Raw genomic sequence first — 14,239 nt, 5'->3', positions numbered from 1 at the left:
TGCCCGATGTTGATGCTCAGCAGAGCTGGCTCAGCAGCTGGCGAGCAGCGGCAGCCGGATCGTTGGCTCCCATGATTGCGCTCACCACAGCAACACGGGTTGCGCCGGCTTCCAGCACCTCCACGATGTTGTGGCTCTTGATGCCGCCGATGGCAAACCAGGGAATCGTGGCTGAACCGCTGGCTTGCTTCACCCAGTCAAGGCCTGCCGCCGTGCGATCCGCCTTGGTGGCGGTGGCATACACCGCTCCCACACCCAGATAATCGGCACCGTCCCGCTGCGCCTGGTCAAGTTGATCGAGCCGGTGAGTGCTCCGACCGATCAGTTTGTCCGGGCCCATCAACCGACGTGCTTCCGTGTGCGGAAGGTCGTCCTGGCCGAGATGCACTCCGTCGGCATCCACGAGTAAGGCCAGATCGATCCGGTCATTGATGACCAGCAAGGCCTGATGGGCCTGACACAGCTCGGCAAGCTGACGTGCTTCCTGCAGTCGCAGCGAATCGGCTCCATTCTTGCGCCGGTACTGCACCAGTGAGACTCCGGCGATCAGAGCCAGTTCGACCCGTTTCACCATCGCACTGCTGCTGTCGCTGCCGCCGGGATCGGTGATCAGGCAAAGCCTGGAACTGTTGAGACGTTGACGTCTCCGGTTCTGCCCGCAGGCCTCCAGGATGCGCACCTCGTGGTCATAGAGGGCATAGCGGACGCTGGCAGCTGTCTCGGCCAGTTCGGCGTCACCAATTCGCGCGAATTCTTCGATCACCCGCAAGGCCTCCTGCACCCTGCTGGCATTGGCTTTCAGCACCAGCGTGGAGTCAGTTCGGATCTGCTGGGCGGGATGGCTGAGTCCGGCAGCGGTATCGGTGGCGGTGGACCGTGCCTGTCGGTAACGGTCGTCATGCCGCTTCCCGAGTTGCTGTCGCCAGTCCTTCAGCGGAATCACCAGGTCCTGCCGGTCCAGGCCGAAGCGACACCAGTCCTCGATCACCCGCAACCCTTCCCGGGCCCGGTCGAGATTGGCATCGATCAGCCTGGCGACACGCTCGTCAGTGCAAGGGTCAATGGGCATCCATTCCATGGCACTGTGGGCAGGATCTCATGTTGGTGCTGCGATGGAGAACGGTGGGTCAGAAAGCACGATGCACGTTCTGGTGTGGGGCGTCGTGCTTCTCGGTGGAATCGGCTTTTTCATCGTCTGGGGGCTCACCAACGCCTATCCGGCGTTGTCCTGAAGCCGCTCCCTCGCCTGCTGGGCATCGCAACTGATCTGGGCACTGAGTTCTTCCAGACCTGAAAAACGCTGTTGACCGCGCAGGCGTTCCACCGGTTCGACCTGCAGGATCCGCCCCACCAGCTCGCGGCGGGTATCAAGCAGATGCACCTCCACAGCAGAAGGTGACCCCGGATCCACGGTCGGTTGAGGGCCGAGGTTCATCACGGCAGGCAGCGCCTGAGACTCGTTGTCGACCCAGGCCCGGGCCGCATACACCCCCAGGCCGGGCAGGAACTTTCTGCCGTCCACCTGCAGGTTGGCGGTCGGCCACCCCAGTTGTCGTCCGAGGCCGCGGCCCTGCACGACCTCACCCTGGAAGCGATAGGGCCTTTGCAGAAGTTCGCTGGCGGTGGTGAGGTCACCGGCTGTGAGGGCTTCACGGATGCGGCTGCTGCTCATGCGGCCAACGGGGTCTTCCAGGATCGGCAGAACGCTGACGGCCACGCCGGCCGCCTCAGCAAGGCTGCGCAGCGTGCCGGCGCCACCCTCGCGACCACGCCCGAAGCGGAAATTGGCGCCGATGGCGATGTGACGGGCCTGTAAGGTGCCGAGCAGGATCTGATCGACGAATTCCGCGGCGCTGAGCCGGGCCAGTTGGCGATCGAAGGGCACCAGCACCAGTTGATGGATGCCCAGCGGTTCGAGCAGATGCAGCTTTTCCTCAGGTAAATCCAGGCGCAGCCTTGGTTCGCCGTGCAGAACTTCGCGTGGATGCGGCCAGAAACTCACCACCGTGGGGATTCCGCCTGCCGGATTGCGGCAGATGGCCTCGATGACCCGCCGATGGCCGGCATGCAGCCCATCGAAGCTGCCCAGCGCCAGGGCGGTGGGCATGCGGGCCTCTTCGGGGGAGCAAAGAGGAATCAACGGGCCGTGCACGGTGCAGTGGTTGATGGCAAGTTTGGACGACAGACCTCCACGCCCGCATGGCTGACCGGCTCGACTTCCAGTTGCTGGCCCTTGGCCTGCGGCGCACCGCCTGGATTCGCTTCTGGATTCAGACCGCCCTCGGCGTGGTGGTGGTGGGTGTGCTGATGTTCAACAACATCGGAGGCAGCCTGTCCCGCAACGCCGATCGGGCCGTCGGTCTGAGTCCCGGTCTTTCGCTGACCACACTCTCGTTTTTCGTGCTGTTGTTCAGTCTCTGGCAGGGCTGGCTGATCGTGCGTCTCGGCCGTGCACTCGACAGTGGAGCCCGCCCCAGTCGTGGTGAGGCCAGCCGTCTGCTGAAACGCGGAATTTTTTCTGACCTGCTGGGTTTGGTCTTCGCTTCGGTTGGGTATCAGTCACTGGCTGGTGCCCTGTTTGTACAGGCGTCTTCGCAGACTCCCGGAATTGCGATCGGTGGTTCCGGAGCAGCGGAAAATCTGGCGATCACCTCGCTTGAAATGCTTTCGGTGCTGAGCAACACACAAGTGCTGTTCGCACACCTGATCGGTCTGCTGTTTTCGCTCTGGATGCTGCAGCGGATCTACCGCACCCGCTGACCGGCAAGTTCAACCTTTGGCAGGCCACCCAGTGATCCACGCCAGAACAGTTCAGGTTCAATCGGTGTGAGAGAGGGAGAATTGGTTCCGATCTGAGCCACGTCCGTGGGCCAGTCGCGCGGACCATCCCCACCGGACTCCAGATCTTCGACCACCTTTCCAGCAAGCCAGTAGTACGACCGGCCCTGCGGATCGATTCGCGGACTGAACTGTTCCCTGTAGCGACGAATCGACAGCCGGGTCCAGCGCATCGGTCCCATGGCTTCAGGCTTGCAGGGGGGCAAGTTCAGGTTCAGCAAAAGGTTGTCGGGCCATCCCTCCCTCAGCGCTGATTCAGCCGTGTCCATGGCGATGACAGCGGCACCTTCGAACTCCCGCCATTTGAAGCAGGCACTGCTCACGGCCATGGCCGGACGGCATTCCAGGGTTCCCTCCATCGCAGCGGCCACCGTGCCCGAGCAGAACACGTCGGTGCCGAGATTCGGTCCATGGTTGATGCCGGACAGCACCAGGTCCGGCGGGGTCTCCAGCAGTTCACAGATGGCCAGCTTCACGCAATCGGCTGGGGTCCCACTGCAAGCCCAGGCCGTGATGCCCTCGCCGAACAACTGGTCAGCCCGCTCCGCTCTGATCGGATGCTGAAGGGTGAGGCCATGGCCGGTTGCCGAACGTTCCTTGTCGGGGCAGACCACAGCCACCTGATGGCCTCTGGCGGCGGCGGCCAGGGCCAGGGCCTTGATGCCATCGGCAAAAATGCCGTCGTCATTGCTGATCAGAATCCGCAGCGGGGCCATGGGGTTGCGTACCGGTGGGGCGAACCTAGTCGTGTTCACTGCTTACAGTCAGCTGCCGTCATGTCAAAGCCGTGAGCGCCACCGTGTCACTGCAGCAGCTCACCGACCAGCTGGATGCGCTGGAAGCCGAGGCTGCTGAGGCGATCTCCTCCGCTGCCGATGCTGAGGCACTGGAGCAGCTGAGGATCGGATTGCTCGGCAAGAAAGGCCGGCTTTCAGGCGTTCTCGGAGCCATGGGCAAGTTGCCCGGCGACGAACGGCCCCTCGTGGGTCAGCGCGCCAATGTGCTCAAATCCCAGGTTCAGACTCTCCTGAGCGACCGCCTGCAGGCCGTGAAGCAGGTGGCGATGGAAGCCCGGATCGCCGCTGAGACCCTTGATGTGACAGCCCCAGCACAGGGGGTGCCCATGGGTCATCGCCACCCTCTGATCACCACCACAGAGGAGATTGTGGATCTCTTTTGCGGTCTTGGTTATCGGGTGGTGGAGGGGCCCGAGGTGGAAACCGACCACCACAACTTCACCGCCCTGAACATTCCTCCGGACCATCCCGCACGGGACATGCAGGACACGTTTTATTTAAAGGACAACCTGCTGCTGCGCACCCACACATCACCGGTGCAGATCCGCCATCTCGAGTCTCATGCGCCACCGGTGAGGATCGTGGCGCCAGGCCGCGTCTATCGCCGTGATGCTGTGGATGCCACCCATTCACCGGTGTTCCATCAGGTGGAGGTGCTGGCCATCGATGAAGGCCTCGACTTCAGCCATCTGCGCGGCACGGTGATGGCCTTCCTCAAGGCGTTTTTTGGGGATCTTCCCGTCCGCTTCCGCGCCAGTTATTTCCCGTTCACTGAGCCGTCCGCCGAAGTCGATGTGCAGTGGCGTGGCCGCTGGCTCGAGGTGATGGGCTGCGGCATGGTCGATCCCGCCGTGTTGGAGGGGCTTGGCCTTGATCCTGAGCGCTACAGCGGTTTCGCCGCGGGCGTGGGTGTGGAGCGGTTCTGCATGGTTCGCCACGGCATCGACGACATTCGTCGTCTTTACACCAGCGATCTGCGCTTCCTGGAGCAGTTCTGAAACGCAGGCAGGTTCAAGGCCAAGCCTCCGACGCGCGTCGAGGCAATCAATCTGTGGTCGCTGACCCCGATAATTCCGGATTGATGGCTGAGCGCTGACTTGCGCCCGCACACGGCTCAAGATGCATGAAACGTTCTGGGTCGGCTTGAGGCATGTCCGTGCTTTCTGTGTTCGATGGTTCCACGCGGGCGCTGGAGATCGTGCGGATCGTCAGCCGCCATGAGTGGTCGTTCCTGTCGCAGTTGCTGCGTCGTGGTCACGCTGCCGAGACGCGTCTGCCCTTGCCCTCGGTGCTGTGCAATCTGCTCACTGAGCTCGGACCTGTTTATGTGAAGTTGGGACAGTTGCTGAGCACTCGTCCCGACCTGCTCTCGGATGACTACATCGAGGCGCTCAGTCAGCTTCAGGCCAACGTTCCTCCCGCCGCCTGGCCCGAGGTGAGTGATCAGATGGGGCAGGAGCTCGGTTGCGATGTGGCCACCGCCTTCGGCAGCTTTGAGGAAGCTCCCATTGCGGCTGGCAGTGTCGGCCAGGTGTATCGCGCCCATCTCAAGAACGGGCAGAAGGTGGCGGTGAAAGTGTTGCGGCCTGGCATCGAGGCACAGGTGAAGGAGGATGGTCGCCTTCTGCGCAAGATCGCCGCACTGGCCTCGGCGAGTTCGCTTGGGAGCCAGTACGACTTTGTGGGGCTCGCTGACCAGGTGCTGGAAGCTCTCGGCCGCGAGCTGGATTTCCGGATTGAAGCTGAGAACACAATGCGGCTTCAGCGGTGTCTGGCGGCCTCCAGCTTTGTGCCCAACGGAAAGCTGAGGCTTCCGCAGGTGGAGGAAAATCTGTCGGGCCAGCGCGTGCTGGTTCTCGAGTGGATTGACGGCGAGCCGATTCTCACGGGAGCCGCACGGCAATTTCTGGAGGCTGGACCCGGTATCGCCACCACCACCAGCGCCTTGCTGGGTGCCTTTGTCGAGCAGTACTTCGTTGAGGGGTTTTTTCATGCCGATCCCCACCCCGGTAATCTCAATGTTCAGGCCGATGGCACCGTGATCCTGCTGGATGCCGGCATGGTCGGCCAGTTCGACCCACGCACCCGCAGCAACTTGCTGGATCTGGTGCTGGCGTTGATCAATCAGGATGCCGCCCGTGCCACTGATCTTCTCGAGCAGATCGCACCACCGGCACGCGGTGTTCGCGTGGATCGTCAGCAGCTGCAGCGCCAGCTGGACCAACTGATTTCCCGCAGTTTTTCCAAGCCGCTGCAGGAGTTGAATTTCGCACTCTTCCTGGCGGAGCTGCTGCAGCTGGCCAACCGCACGGGCCTCTGTGTGCCGGGCACCCTTGGCCTGTTCGTGAAGTCGGTCACGAATCTGGAGGGTGTGGGCTGTTCGATCAATCCCGCCTTCAGCTTCACCGGTGAGATGCAGCCTCTGGTGGCCAAGCTGCTGGCGCGATCGGTGATGTTGCCGCAGCAGCGTCTGATGCAGTTCGGTCTGGATCTGCGCAACCTCTCGATCGATTCGCCGAGACAGCTCAGTCAGTTGCTGCGTCGTTTCAGCAGTGATGATCTGACGTTCGCTCTGCAGGTCGAGGGCCTTGAATCCCTGCGCAGAACCCTGGACCGCCTGTCGCGGCGCGTGTCTCTGGCCATTCTTGTGGCTGCACTGCTGCTCAGCGCCACACTGATGGCCACCCTTGCTCAACAGCAGCTGCTGCGCAATGTGAGTGAGGCGCTGTTCATCGTGGCGACCGTGTTCGGCATCTGGTTGATCGTGTCGCTGCTGAGATCCAGCAAACGTTGATCAGCAGGCCGTTCATCAACACTTGATCAAAAAGTCTCAGCCTGCATGTCAAAGCGGGATCCTTCTCATAAAATGACCTGGCTGTTGCATGCTGCGATCGGTGCCCCGGGTTGGACTGATCGTTAATGACGGCAAGCCTCTGGCGGTTGAGACCGCGTGCGTGATCCATTCGCGTCTCGAGCGGTTCGGCCACGATGTGATCCGCGCCAGCAGCTCGGGAGGCATGGTGGGTTTCGCCAATCCCGATCAGCATCTGCGCATGCTCGGCTACAACGCCAGCGTCCCGGAGGGTTTTGATCAGTCCATGGTGCTGGCGATCGTGCTCGGTGGGGATGGCACGGTGCTCTCCGCAGCGCGTCAGACCGCTCCGGTGGGAGTTCCTCTTCTCACCATCAACACAGGGCATCTGGGCTTTCTTGCCGAGGCTTACCTCGATGATCTCGATCGGGCTCTGGAGCAGGTGCTCACCGAGCAGTGGACCATTGAGGAGCGGGCCAATCTGGTGGTGAGTGTGATGCGCGGTGATCAGCGCCGCTGGGAGGCCTTGTCACTGAATGAGATGGCGTTGCACCGGGAACCGCTCACCAGCATGTGCCATTTCGAGATCGCCATCGGGCGGCATGCTCCGGTGGACATCTCCGCAGATGGGGTGATTCTGTCTACTCCAACGGGCTCCACCGCCTATGCGCTCAGTGCCGGTGGCCCGGTGATCACGCCCGACTGTCCGGTGCTGCAGCTCACCCCGATCGCCCCCCATTCCCTGGCTTCCAGGGCGCTGGTGTTCAGTGATGCTGAGCCGGTCACCGTCTTCCCAGCCACGCCTGAGCGGCTGATGATGGTGGTGGATGGTTGTGCAGGTTCTTACGTGTGGCCTGAAGATCGCGTGCTGATTCGCCGCAGCGACCATCCCGTTCGCTTCGTGCGTCTCAGTGACCATGAGTTTTTCCAGGTTCTGCGCAACAAGCTCGGCTGGGGACTTCCCCACGTGGCCAAACCCGATCGATCATGACCGTCGGGCCTGACTCCATGGCAGGCAGCCCGCAGGATGCTGTTGTGCTCCTGGTGGGCCAGGAGGCCGCGGCACTCGGGGATCGTCTGAGGGCTTCCGGATACGTACCGCTTGAGTGGCGCAGCGGCGCCGACAGCAGCATGGCGAGAGGCTCTGAACCGACTCCTGTCGCAGTGATCCTGGCCAGTGATCAGGGAGCACGGGTCCTTGAACTGCGTTCCCGTTTCGGTGCACTGCCCATGCTGATCGGAGTCAACGACGACAGCGTTGCCGCCCGGGAGTCGGTGTTGGCCTGTGGCGCTGATGATTTCTGGTTCCCCTTCAGTGCCCCGAGCGATCTGCTGCAGCGTCTGCGTTTGCATCTGTCGATTCAATCGCGCAGTGACCTCAGACCTCCGCTACTCCAGCTCGCCGATCTCAGCGTCGACATCGGCTGCCGGCAGGTTCGTCGCGGGAATCGCTCGCTGGCTCTCACCGCACGGGAGTATGCCCTGTTGGTGCTGCTGCTGGAAGAGCGGGGCAGGGTCGTCAGCCGTGAGCGAATCCTGCGGGATGTCTGGAACGATGACCAGGGTTCCTCCAGCAATGTGATCGAGGTGTATGTGCGTTATCTCCGTCAGAAGCTCGAGGAGAATGGGGAACCGCGTTTGATCCACACGATCCGCGGACGTGGCTATTGCCTCAATGACGGCATCCCCGGGCCTGGGATTCACTGATGGACCAGCCGCCGCTGCCTCCCCAGATCCTGCCGATCGAGGCGCGTTGGTGCCTGACGCAGCGTGACTCGCTCTGCATTGAGCTGGAGGTGGCTGATCAGCCTGATGAGCAGCGACTCGGACTGATGCAACGCCCTGCTCTGCCGCCGCTCCGTGGCATGTGGTTTCCATCACGCCCCTCCCGGCCGTTGCGTTTCTGGATGCACAACACGCTGGCTCCACTGGACATGGTGTTCATCCGCGACGGCAAGGTGCTCGATATCGCCTCGGATGTGCCCGTTTGTCCAGCATTTCCCTGTCCGTCCTACTGGGCTGATGCCGATGGCAACGGCCGCGCTGATTTTGCCGATGGTGTGATCGAGATCGGTGCGGGTGAAGCGTTGCGCCTGGGTGTTCGAGTGGGTGATGCCGTGACGATTGAATCCCTGAAGGGCAAATAACTGTTTTTCAAGGACTTGCGTGGATCAAACCAGCTGACCACAAAGCTTGGAAGCATTGATTGATTGCTGCTGATGAGATCTTGAAAGACCTGTTCCTTTAGCCGAACCTTCGATGACGGTTTCCCTCCCTTTAGCGACGGATATCAGCGCAATAGACCAAAAAGGTCCCCCATCGAGGTGGTGATGAACGGACTGAACATTCAATCGTCGACTCAGACCAATCTGGAGGCGGCTTTTGCTGGTGAGAGCATGGCGAGCCGTAAATATCTGTTTTTTGCAGACGTTGCGAAACAGCTTGGCAATCCAGACCTTGCCCGTTTATTTCGAGAGACTGCAGCGCAGGAAACAGAGCATGCATTTGCACATTTCCGGCTTTTGCATCCAGAGCTGGTGTTTGATCATCCGGAGTCTCTCAGTGAAGACTTCAAAAAGATGTTGCTTGCTCGATGTCTGGAGCTGGCGATCGAAGGAGAGGTGTATGAATTCACAACGATGTATCCGGAATTTGCTGCTGCTGCGTTGAACGAGGAAGATCACTCTGCAGCTGACGAATTCAACGAGCAGGCTGGCGAATCCAAAGACCATGCAACCAGGTTTCATGCAGCTGCAAGAATTTTGGACTTCTGACTGCGATCGAAAAACATCATGCTGAGTGCTACGGAGTGGCTCTTTCCGCACTGAACGGCGATGGAGAATGGGGTAGATCGGATCAACCAGCTTCTGATCAATGGATCTGTCGAAAATGTTCGATGATTTATGATCCTGCCACCGGTGATCCTGATTCAGGCATTGCTCCCGGCACTCCTTTTGAAGCCATTCCTGATGATTGGTGCTGTCCAATCTGTGGAGTCACAAAAGCAAGCTTTGTACCTTATTGCCCCGCTCAATTGAAAGCTGTCTGAGCAATTCAGGTTGAGAGAGGTTTGTTGAGCCATTGCCGATCTTTCGGCTCCCATCGAATTGCATCAATCACTTCGCTTCTTGCATCAGATGGTGCGGATTTTGGATGGCAGGGCTATGTTGAAATCAATCGGAGACGTAAAAAATGATTTCCTGTTATTTGCAGAAGCTCGTTGGACAAATCAAAACCAAACCTAATGAAGAGTGGTTCCGCCTCAAGGACGTCATTGAGTTTGGCGGAGATGCGGCCTTAGAAGCCTGGCTTCAAGAAGTGGCCTCTCTCGCTTCTGACCTTGAAATCAATTTTGAAGCGGCCTCAAGAGGTCGGAAAACCAAATATTGTCTCAAAAAAGTTCAGGCTCTTGAGGATCGCTATAGAAGGCAAGCCGCTGCTTATAAGAAAGCGATTGATAAAGGTCTTATTCACGACAATAAACTTCCAAGGCTTTACAGCTCGAATATGACCTTGTTGATTAATCGATACGCGCGCTAAAGCGTATTGATCGAGCCGATCGACACTTCGATGAACAACAATTAAAAATAGAATTGCGTCATGTGATATTTGCTGTTGTTACAAATCATGCCTGATTGGCATGCCGGCCGGGCTTGTATCTGCCAAAGCGTCACTGCTATGGCATCTCCTATGTCATCCTATTTTTACGAAGCGGATGATCATTATTGCTGTGAAGTAGAACAGTGGTGGCAGGAAAGGATCCGTTATCTGATCGGTAATGGACAGGCCTATGACGCTGCAGCGCTTTTTGAGGATTTTGAACTCGAACGTAAGCTGACTATTGTCAAACCTGAAAGTGATGAAATCAGGTGAATAGCATCAATTGCTATTAGTCAATCCTGATTGACAGTGAAGGGTGGTGTTTCGGCCTCTGATTAACCAAAAAATCCCTTGGACTGCAGAAACAGTCCAACGGCCAGCAGCGGACCGAATCCAGCGATCAGCAGTGTGACTTTCATCCGCAGGGGCGATACCTGCTTCTCCTTCTGGACCGGCATTGTTCGGGATTGGAACGGCCTTGATTCTGCAGGTCAGCCTTTCGCTTTGCTGCCGCTGAGAATCATCACAGGGTTCATCGGTGCCAGTCGTGTGCCGTCGGCCAGAGGTTGACCCCGACAAGCCTGCTGCTGACTGATCTGGATCGACCATCCGGCGTTGGTAAGCAGTGGCCGCAACTCCGCCAGTGCTTCAACGTTGGCCATGGCGATCACCACCACCCCACCAGGGTTCATGCAATCGATCACAGCCTGCAGCAACTGAGCTCTCTGTCGACCACCTCCACCCAGAAACACGCGATCGGGTCTCGGCATCTGCCCAAGAGCAGTCAGTGCATCGGCTTCGATCACGGCGGCTGGCTGCACACCAAGCCGTTTGGCATTGGCCTCGATCAGCGTGCCGCCGCCACTGCGCTGTTCCACGGCAAACAGCTGCAACTGCGGTCGCAGTCTTAAGGCTTCCAGCCCCACACTGCCGGTTCCGGCGCCAAGGTCCCAGAGCACTCCCTGTCGCGGCAGCTGCAGATCAGCCAGCAGCTGGATTCTCACTTCCCGCTTGGTCATCAGGCCTGGACGGTCCCGGTGTTGCAGATAGAGGCCATCGTCCAGTCCAAACAGAGGCAAGCTGTCAGGGCTGGGGTCGGCCGGAGGCTCCGCCAGCAACACGACAAGGTGCAAAGGGTTGAGATCCGGAGGAGTGGGATCTGCCTGGCTGAGGCACTGGACGCGCTCATCGCTGTGGCCCAGAGCCTCGAACAGCCAGAGTGCATAGGTGGCCTCAAGTCCGCTGCTGCTGAGGATCCGTCGCACATCATCAACGCCGCCGCGACTGGGGTCTGTGAGCACGGCCAGGGCTGAGGGGCGTTGTTGCAGTCGTTGCGTCAGTGGTGCGCAGTCCCGTCCGTGAAGGCTGATCCATTCAGCGTTTTGCCAGGGTCTCCCCAGTCGTGCAAAAGCAAGTTGCAGTGATGAAGGGCCTGGATGAAAGCGCAGGCGTTGTGTTCCCAGGCGTTCAACCAGAATCCGGCCGATGCCGAACCAGAGAGGATCGCCGCTGGCCAGAACCACAGTGTTCTGCTCAGGGCTCAGAACTGTCAGGCTCTGGCAGAGAGCGATTGGATCGTCACTGTTGATGCAGTTGGCCGAGCTGTGGTGATCTTGCAGCCATTGCCTGAGTGCCGGCCGCATGCGTTGCGGTGCAGCGATCAGTTCGGCTTGTCGCAGCACAGTCTGGAGAGCTTCGGAAAGCGAGTCAGGGGCTCCGGCATCGGTGCCGATCACGTCAATCATTGTCTCGTTCTCCCTCTGGCACCGAAGGCTGCGGGCCTGCTCAGCTCAGTTCAGCACACCTGATGGTCTGATCCTGCTGTTGTCACGGTGATGCCCAGAACCGGAGATGAGATCGATTGAACGGGGCAGATTGATCGGGGCATTGCCGCGGTTTTTATGGTTTTTGGAAACTAATACTCAATCACTTCATTTAGATACATTTTGGGCTTCTGCGCAGCAACAATTGATCAGGGTTTGCTGAGAGTTGCCTGCATTATTTCCGGAGATTTATTACGGCAATGGATCTCAGATTAATTCAATTTCTATCTGAATGTCGCGATGAAGAATATGAAGCGAGTGATCGTTGGATTCGAGCTTTTCAGCCAATTTCGATGACGATGGCTGGTGCAATGAATTTTGCAAGGGGCTCAACACGCCTGGCTGAGCTGCTGGGAACAACGGAATCTGCTGCCAACAGTGCTTGATTGTTGATGAGTTGATTGCTGTCAACTGATCGCTTGTCACCAGACTCCTGCTTTATGAATGGACTTCACGGCATTTTTGAAGAAGTGTTGTGTGGTCAACCGATGATCACTAGACGTGGAGTGCTTCGTTAACAGTGTCATCACTATTGGCATCAATCACTACTCGCTTTTGACGCATTCATGAATGTACGCATGCTAAAACTGCATAGGATAAATTTACACGAATGATCATGAATGACCTCGGGACGGGTCGATCGAATCTCCAGCGTCCACTGGTGGTTGCCGCATAAGGATATCGGCGCGATGTTGAAACAAGCGCATTCCACCTTCAGTGATGATTTCCAGGGACAGGAAATTCAAGACATGATGGAACAGTGGGTTGAAAATGTCTGCCGATTATCGGAAAGAGATATGCGAGATCTGCTCAGTCTCGTGAAAGAGTTTTCGTTGGATTGATCCAGCCGTTTCAAGTGTCCCTGAGGGCATTTCTGCCACAGTTTTGGTAGATGTGCGTGGTTGGCTGATGTTGCTGGTTTCCGGTTTCTGCTGAATCGTGTATCGGAAAGTTCATCGCTTCATTCTTTGAGTTTTCAGGTCGCGGCCTGTATTGCAGTGTCTGAGCCGCATTGCTAGGAGCTGCTTAGTACCTGAACGTTGGCTGTGAGCAAACCATTTCGTCTGGGAGTGTCCTGTCTGTTCGTTTCAGCAATCGGGTGCGCTGCCTTGTCGGGTCTCAGCGGACGAGCAGACAGCCTCAGGTTGGCTTCCAATGCTCAGGACTGCCCTGCAGCGGGGATTGAACAGACCGCCACGGCGGTGACCCCAGTGTCGAAGGCCAATTATGCCTTTGCAGAAACGGAGGTGATCCTCGCTGACTACGTTCGCAAGATCGCCAAAGGAACCTGTAGTGATGGCATGGGTGTCTTCCTCCACCAGAGGACCGCCATGGACCCCAAAGAGCGATCCATTCTGCGCCCGAATTTCGACACGCTGTATTCCTTCGCAGTGCTGGATCTCAACAATCCGGCCACTGTGGTGTTGCCCAACACCAATCGTTATCAGATTCTCCAGGTGGTCGATGATGAACACTGGATCCCTCTGGTCACCGACAAGCCTGGGCGATACACCCTCACCAAAGACTCCATGGGTAGTCGCTATGTGTTTGCCTTCGTGCGAACACAGGTGAACATGCAGGATCCTGAGGATCTCAAGCAGGCGGCAGCCGTGCAGGACCAGATCAAGCTCCAGCAGAACGCCAAAGGAACCTTTGTGGTCGGCAACAAGTACGACATGAAGCAAATCCTGGCCTTGCGCGCTGACTACAACGCGCGACGTCAACCGGAGGGGATTACGTCGGAAATGGCTTTTGGCAAAAAAGGGCAAATCAGTTCCGAGATGCGCAACTTCGGGGTGGCCATTGGCTGGGGCGGTCTTCCCAAGGAAGGCGCTGTTTATCCATTTCCCAGGGTTGTCGATTCAACAGAGCCGCAGACATTGACGCTCACGGATGTTCCGATTGACCCCCGAGCATTCTGGTCGGTCACTGTTTACGATCGGGATGGATTTGCCGTTGGTGAAAGTTATAATATCAACAGCGCTTTTGCCAAAAAAAATGAGCAGGGTGACTATGTGATTCATCTAGGTGGCGATAAAAATCAGGATAATTATCTTGATATTTATCCCGGCTGGAATGCGGCGATTCGTATTTATTCGCCAACGAAGGCATATTTTGATGGTTCATGGACTCCCCCTCAATTCAAGCCGGCCCAATGAACGTTCTCTCGTGCCCTTGCGGCCAAGTTCTTCGCCGAGTCAGACGGAATTCTGGATGAGGTAAGTCTTTCTTGTGCTGAAAACAATCATTGGACTGAAGCGCGTGCTGGCAAGATCAGCACGTTTTTTATGGTTTTTAACAGGTCAATCGCAATGCAGTGGCGATGCGGCTGGTCCCGTTTGGGCGAAATTCTTTTTTCCGCGCAGTCG

Annotated in this window: 17 protein-coding genes and 1 pseudogene; 12 read left to right on the top strand and 6 right to left on the bottom strand. The window is 58.1% G+C overall.

All coding sequences use genetic code 11. The features are described 5' to 3' along the window. Window positions 1-16: 16 nt before the first annotated feature. A complete protein-coding gene (locus tag SIB83_RS03270) occupies window positions 17-1,078 on the bottom strand; it encodes a thiamine phosphate synthase (protein ID WP_413746777.1) in 1,062 nt (353 codons plus the stop codon). Between SIB83_RS03270 and SIB83_RS03265 the strand changes: the two genes are divergently transcribed. Beyond that, window positions 1,077-1,232 carry a hypothetical protein gene (locus tag SIB83_RS03265; protein ID WP_413406581.1) on the top strand — a complete coding sequence of 52 codons (156 nt, stop codon included), beginning with the start codon at window positions 1,077-1,079 and terminating at the stop codon, window positions 1,230-1,232. The two genes, SIB83_RS03270 and SIB83_RS03265, sit on opposite strands and share 2 nt — an antisense overlap. Here the strand turns inward: SIB83_RS03265 and SIB83_RS03260 are convergent. Next, the gene (locus SIB83_RS03260; protein ID WP_413747273.1) at window positions 1,214-2,140 is read right to left on the bottom strand and encodes a bifunctional riboflavin kinase/FAD synthetase; all 927 of its coding nucleotides are present in this window, start codon (window positions 2,138-2,140) and stop codon (window positions 1,214-1,216) included. The genes SIB83_RS03265 and SIB83_RS03260 overlap by 19 nt on opposite strands. Before the next feature lie 59 nt (window positions 2,141-2,199). On the opposite strand from SIB83_RS03260, the gene SIB83_RS03255 reads away from it, so the two are divergent. Further along, on the top strand, window positions 2,200-2,760 hold the full coding sequence (locus SIB83_RS03255; RefSeq protein WP_413746776.1) for a DUF3611 family protein: 561 nt from the start codon (window positions 2,200-2,202) through the stop codon (window positions 2,758-2,760). On the opposite strand, the gene surE is transcribed toward SIB83_RS03255, so the two are convergent. Continuing rightward, complete coding sequence (surE, locus tag SIB83_RS03250) at window positions 2,745-3,554, bottom strand: 5'/3'-nucleotidase SurE (RefSeq protein WP_413403618.1); 810 nt, start codon at window positions 3,552-3,554, stop codon at window positions 2,745-2,747. The two genes, SIB83_RS03255 and surE, sit on opposite strands and share 16 nt — an antisense overlap. 71 nt (window positions 3,555-3,625) lie before the next feature. Between surE and pheS the strand changes: the two genes are divergently transcribed. The 8 genes and pseudogenes from pheS (at window position 3,626) to SIB83_RS03210 (ending at window position 10,320) form a co-directional block, all read left to right on the top strand. Further along, window positions 3,626-4,633: a phenylalanine--tRNA ligase subunit alpha gene (gene pheS, locus SIB83_RS03245; RefSeq protein ID WP_413403617.1), complete on the top strand. Its 1,008-nt coding sequence runs from the start codon at window positions 3,626-3,628 to the stop codon at window positions 4,631-4,633. Between the two features lie 152 nt (window positions 4,634-4,785). Next, complete coding sequence (locus tag SIB83_RS03240; protein WP_413746775.1) at window positions 4,786-6,429, top strand: ABC1 kinase family protein; 1,644 nt, start codon at window positions 4,786-4,788, stop codon at window positions 6,427-6,429. Between the two features lie 100 nt (window positions 6,430-6,529). Beyond that, window positions 6,530-7,438, top strand: a complete 909-nt coding sequence (locus SIB83_RS03235) for an NAD(+) kinase (RefSeq protein WP_413747272.1) — start codon at window positions 6,530-6,532, stop codon at window positions 7,436-7,438. A gap of 17 nt (window positions 7,439-7,455) precedes the next feature. Next, window positions 7,456-8,154 (top strand): winged helix-turn-helix transcriptional regulator, encoded by a 699-nt coding sequence (locus SIB83_RS03230; protein ID WP_413746774.1) that lies wholly within the window; start codon window positions 7,456-7,458, stop codon window positions 8,152-8,154. Then, window positions 8,154-8,594, top strand: coding sequence for a DUF192 domain-containing protein (locus tag SIB83_RS03225; RefSeq protein ID WP_413746773.1), 441 nt, complete (start codon window positions 8,154-8,156; stop codon window positions 8,592-8,594). Before SIB83_RS03230 ends, SIB83_RS03225 begins: the two co-directional genes overlap by 1 nt. Window positions 8,595-8,777: 183 nt before the next feature. Beyond that, a pseudogene (locus SIB83_RS03220) lies at window positions 8,778-9,496 on the top strand (rubrerythrin family protein). Window positions 9,497-9,654: 158 nt separating this feature from the next. Beyond that, the gene (locus SIB83_RS03215; protein ID WP_413403612.1) at window positions 9,655-9,987 is read left to right on the top strand and encodes a hypothetical protein; all 333 of its coding nucleotides are present in this window, start codon (window positions 9,655-9,657) and stop codon (window positions 9,985-9,987) included. A gap of 87 nt (window positions 9,988-10,074) precedes the next feature. Beyond that, the gene (locus SIB83_RS03210; RefSeq protein WP_413746772.1) at window positions 10,075-10,320 is read left to right on the top strand and encodes a hypothetical protein; all 246 of its coding nucleotides are present in this window, start codon (window positions 10,075-10,077) and stop codon (window positions 10,318-10,320) included. A 62-nt stretch (window positions 10,321-10,382) separates the two neighbouring features. Here the strand turns inward: SIB83_RS03210 and SIB83_RS03205 are convergent, their stop codons facing one another. From SIB83_RS03205 to SIB83_RS03195, 3 genes are all read right to left on the bottom strand, one after another. Continuing rightward, the gene (locus SIB83_RS03205; RefSeq protein WP_413746771.1) at window positions 10,383-10,505 is read right to left on the bottom strand and encodes a hypothetical protein; all 123 of its coding nucleotides are present in this window, start codon (window positions 10,503-10,505) and stop codon (window positions 10,383-10,385) included. A gap of 33 nt (window positions 10,506-10,538) precedes the next feature. Continuing rightward, entirely contained in the window at window positions 10,539-11,792 is a 1,254-nt protein-coding gene (gene cbiE / locus SIB83_RS03200; RefSeq protein ID WP_413746770.1) for a precorrin-6y C5,15-methyltransferase (decarboxylating) subunit CbiE, read from the bottom strand. A 285-nt stretch (window positions 11,793-12,077) separates the two neighbouring features. Further along, window positions 12,078-12,296, bottom strand: a complete 219-nt coding sequence (locus SIB83_RS03195) for a hypothetical protein (protein ID WP_413746769.1) — start codon at window positions 12,294-12,296, stop codon at window positions 12,078-12,080. Window positions 12,297-12,490: 194 nt separating this feature from the next. Between SIB83_RS03195 and SIB83_RS03190 the strand changes: the two genes are divergently transcribed. Continuing rightward, complete coding sequence (locus SIB83_RS03190; RefSeq protein WP_413403609.1) at window positions 12,491-12,712, top strand: hypothetical protein; 222 nt, start codon at window positions 12,491-12,493, stop codon at window positions 12,710-12,712. A 267-nt stretch (window positions 12,713-12,979) separates the two neighbouring features. Further along, on the top strand, window positions 12,980-14,029 hold the full coding sequence (locus tag SIB83_RS03185) for a DUF1254 domain-containing protein (protein WP_413439780.1): 1,050 nt from the start codon (window positions 12,980-12,982) through the stop codon (window positions 14,027-14,029). Window positions 14,030-14,239 lie beyond the last annotated feature (210 nt).

Origin of the sequence: Synechococcus sp. MIT S9507 (assembly GCF_047304715.1) — a bacterium.
GTDB lineage: Bacteria > Cyanobacteriota > Cyanobacteriia > PCC-6307 > Cyanobiaceae > Synechococcus_C.
This window is presented reverse-complemented; position numbering and strand designations above follow the sequence as displayed.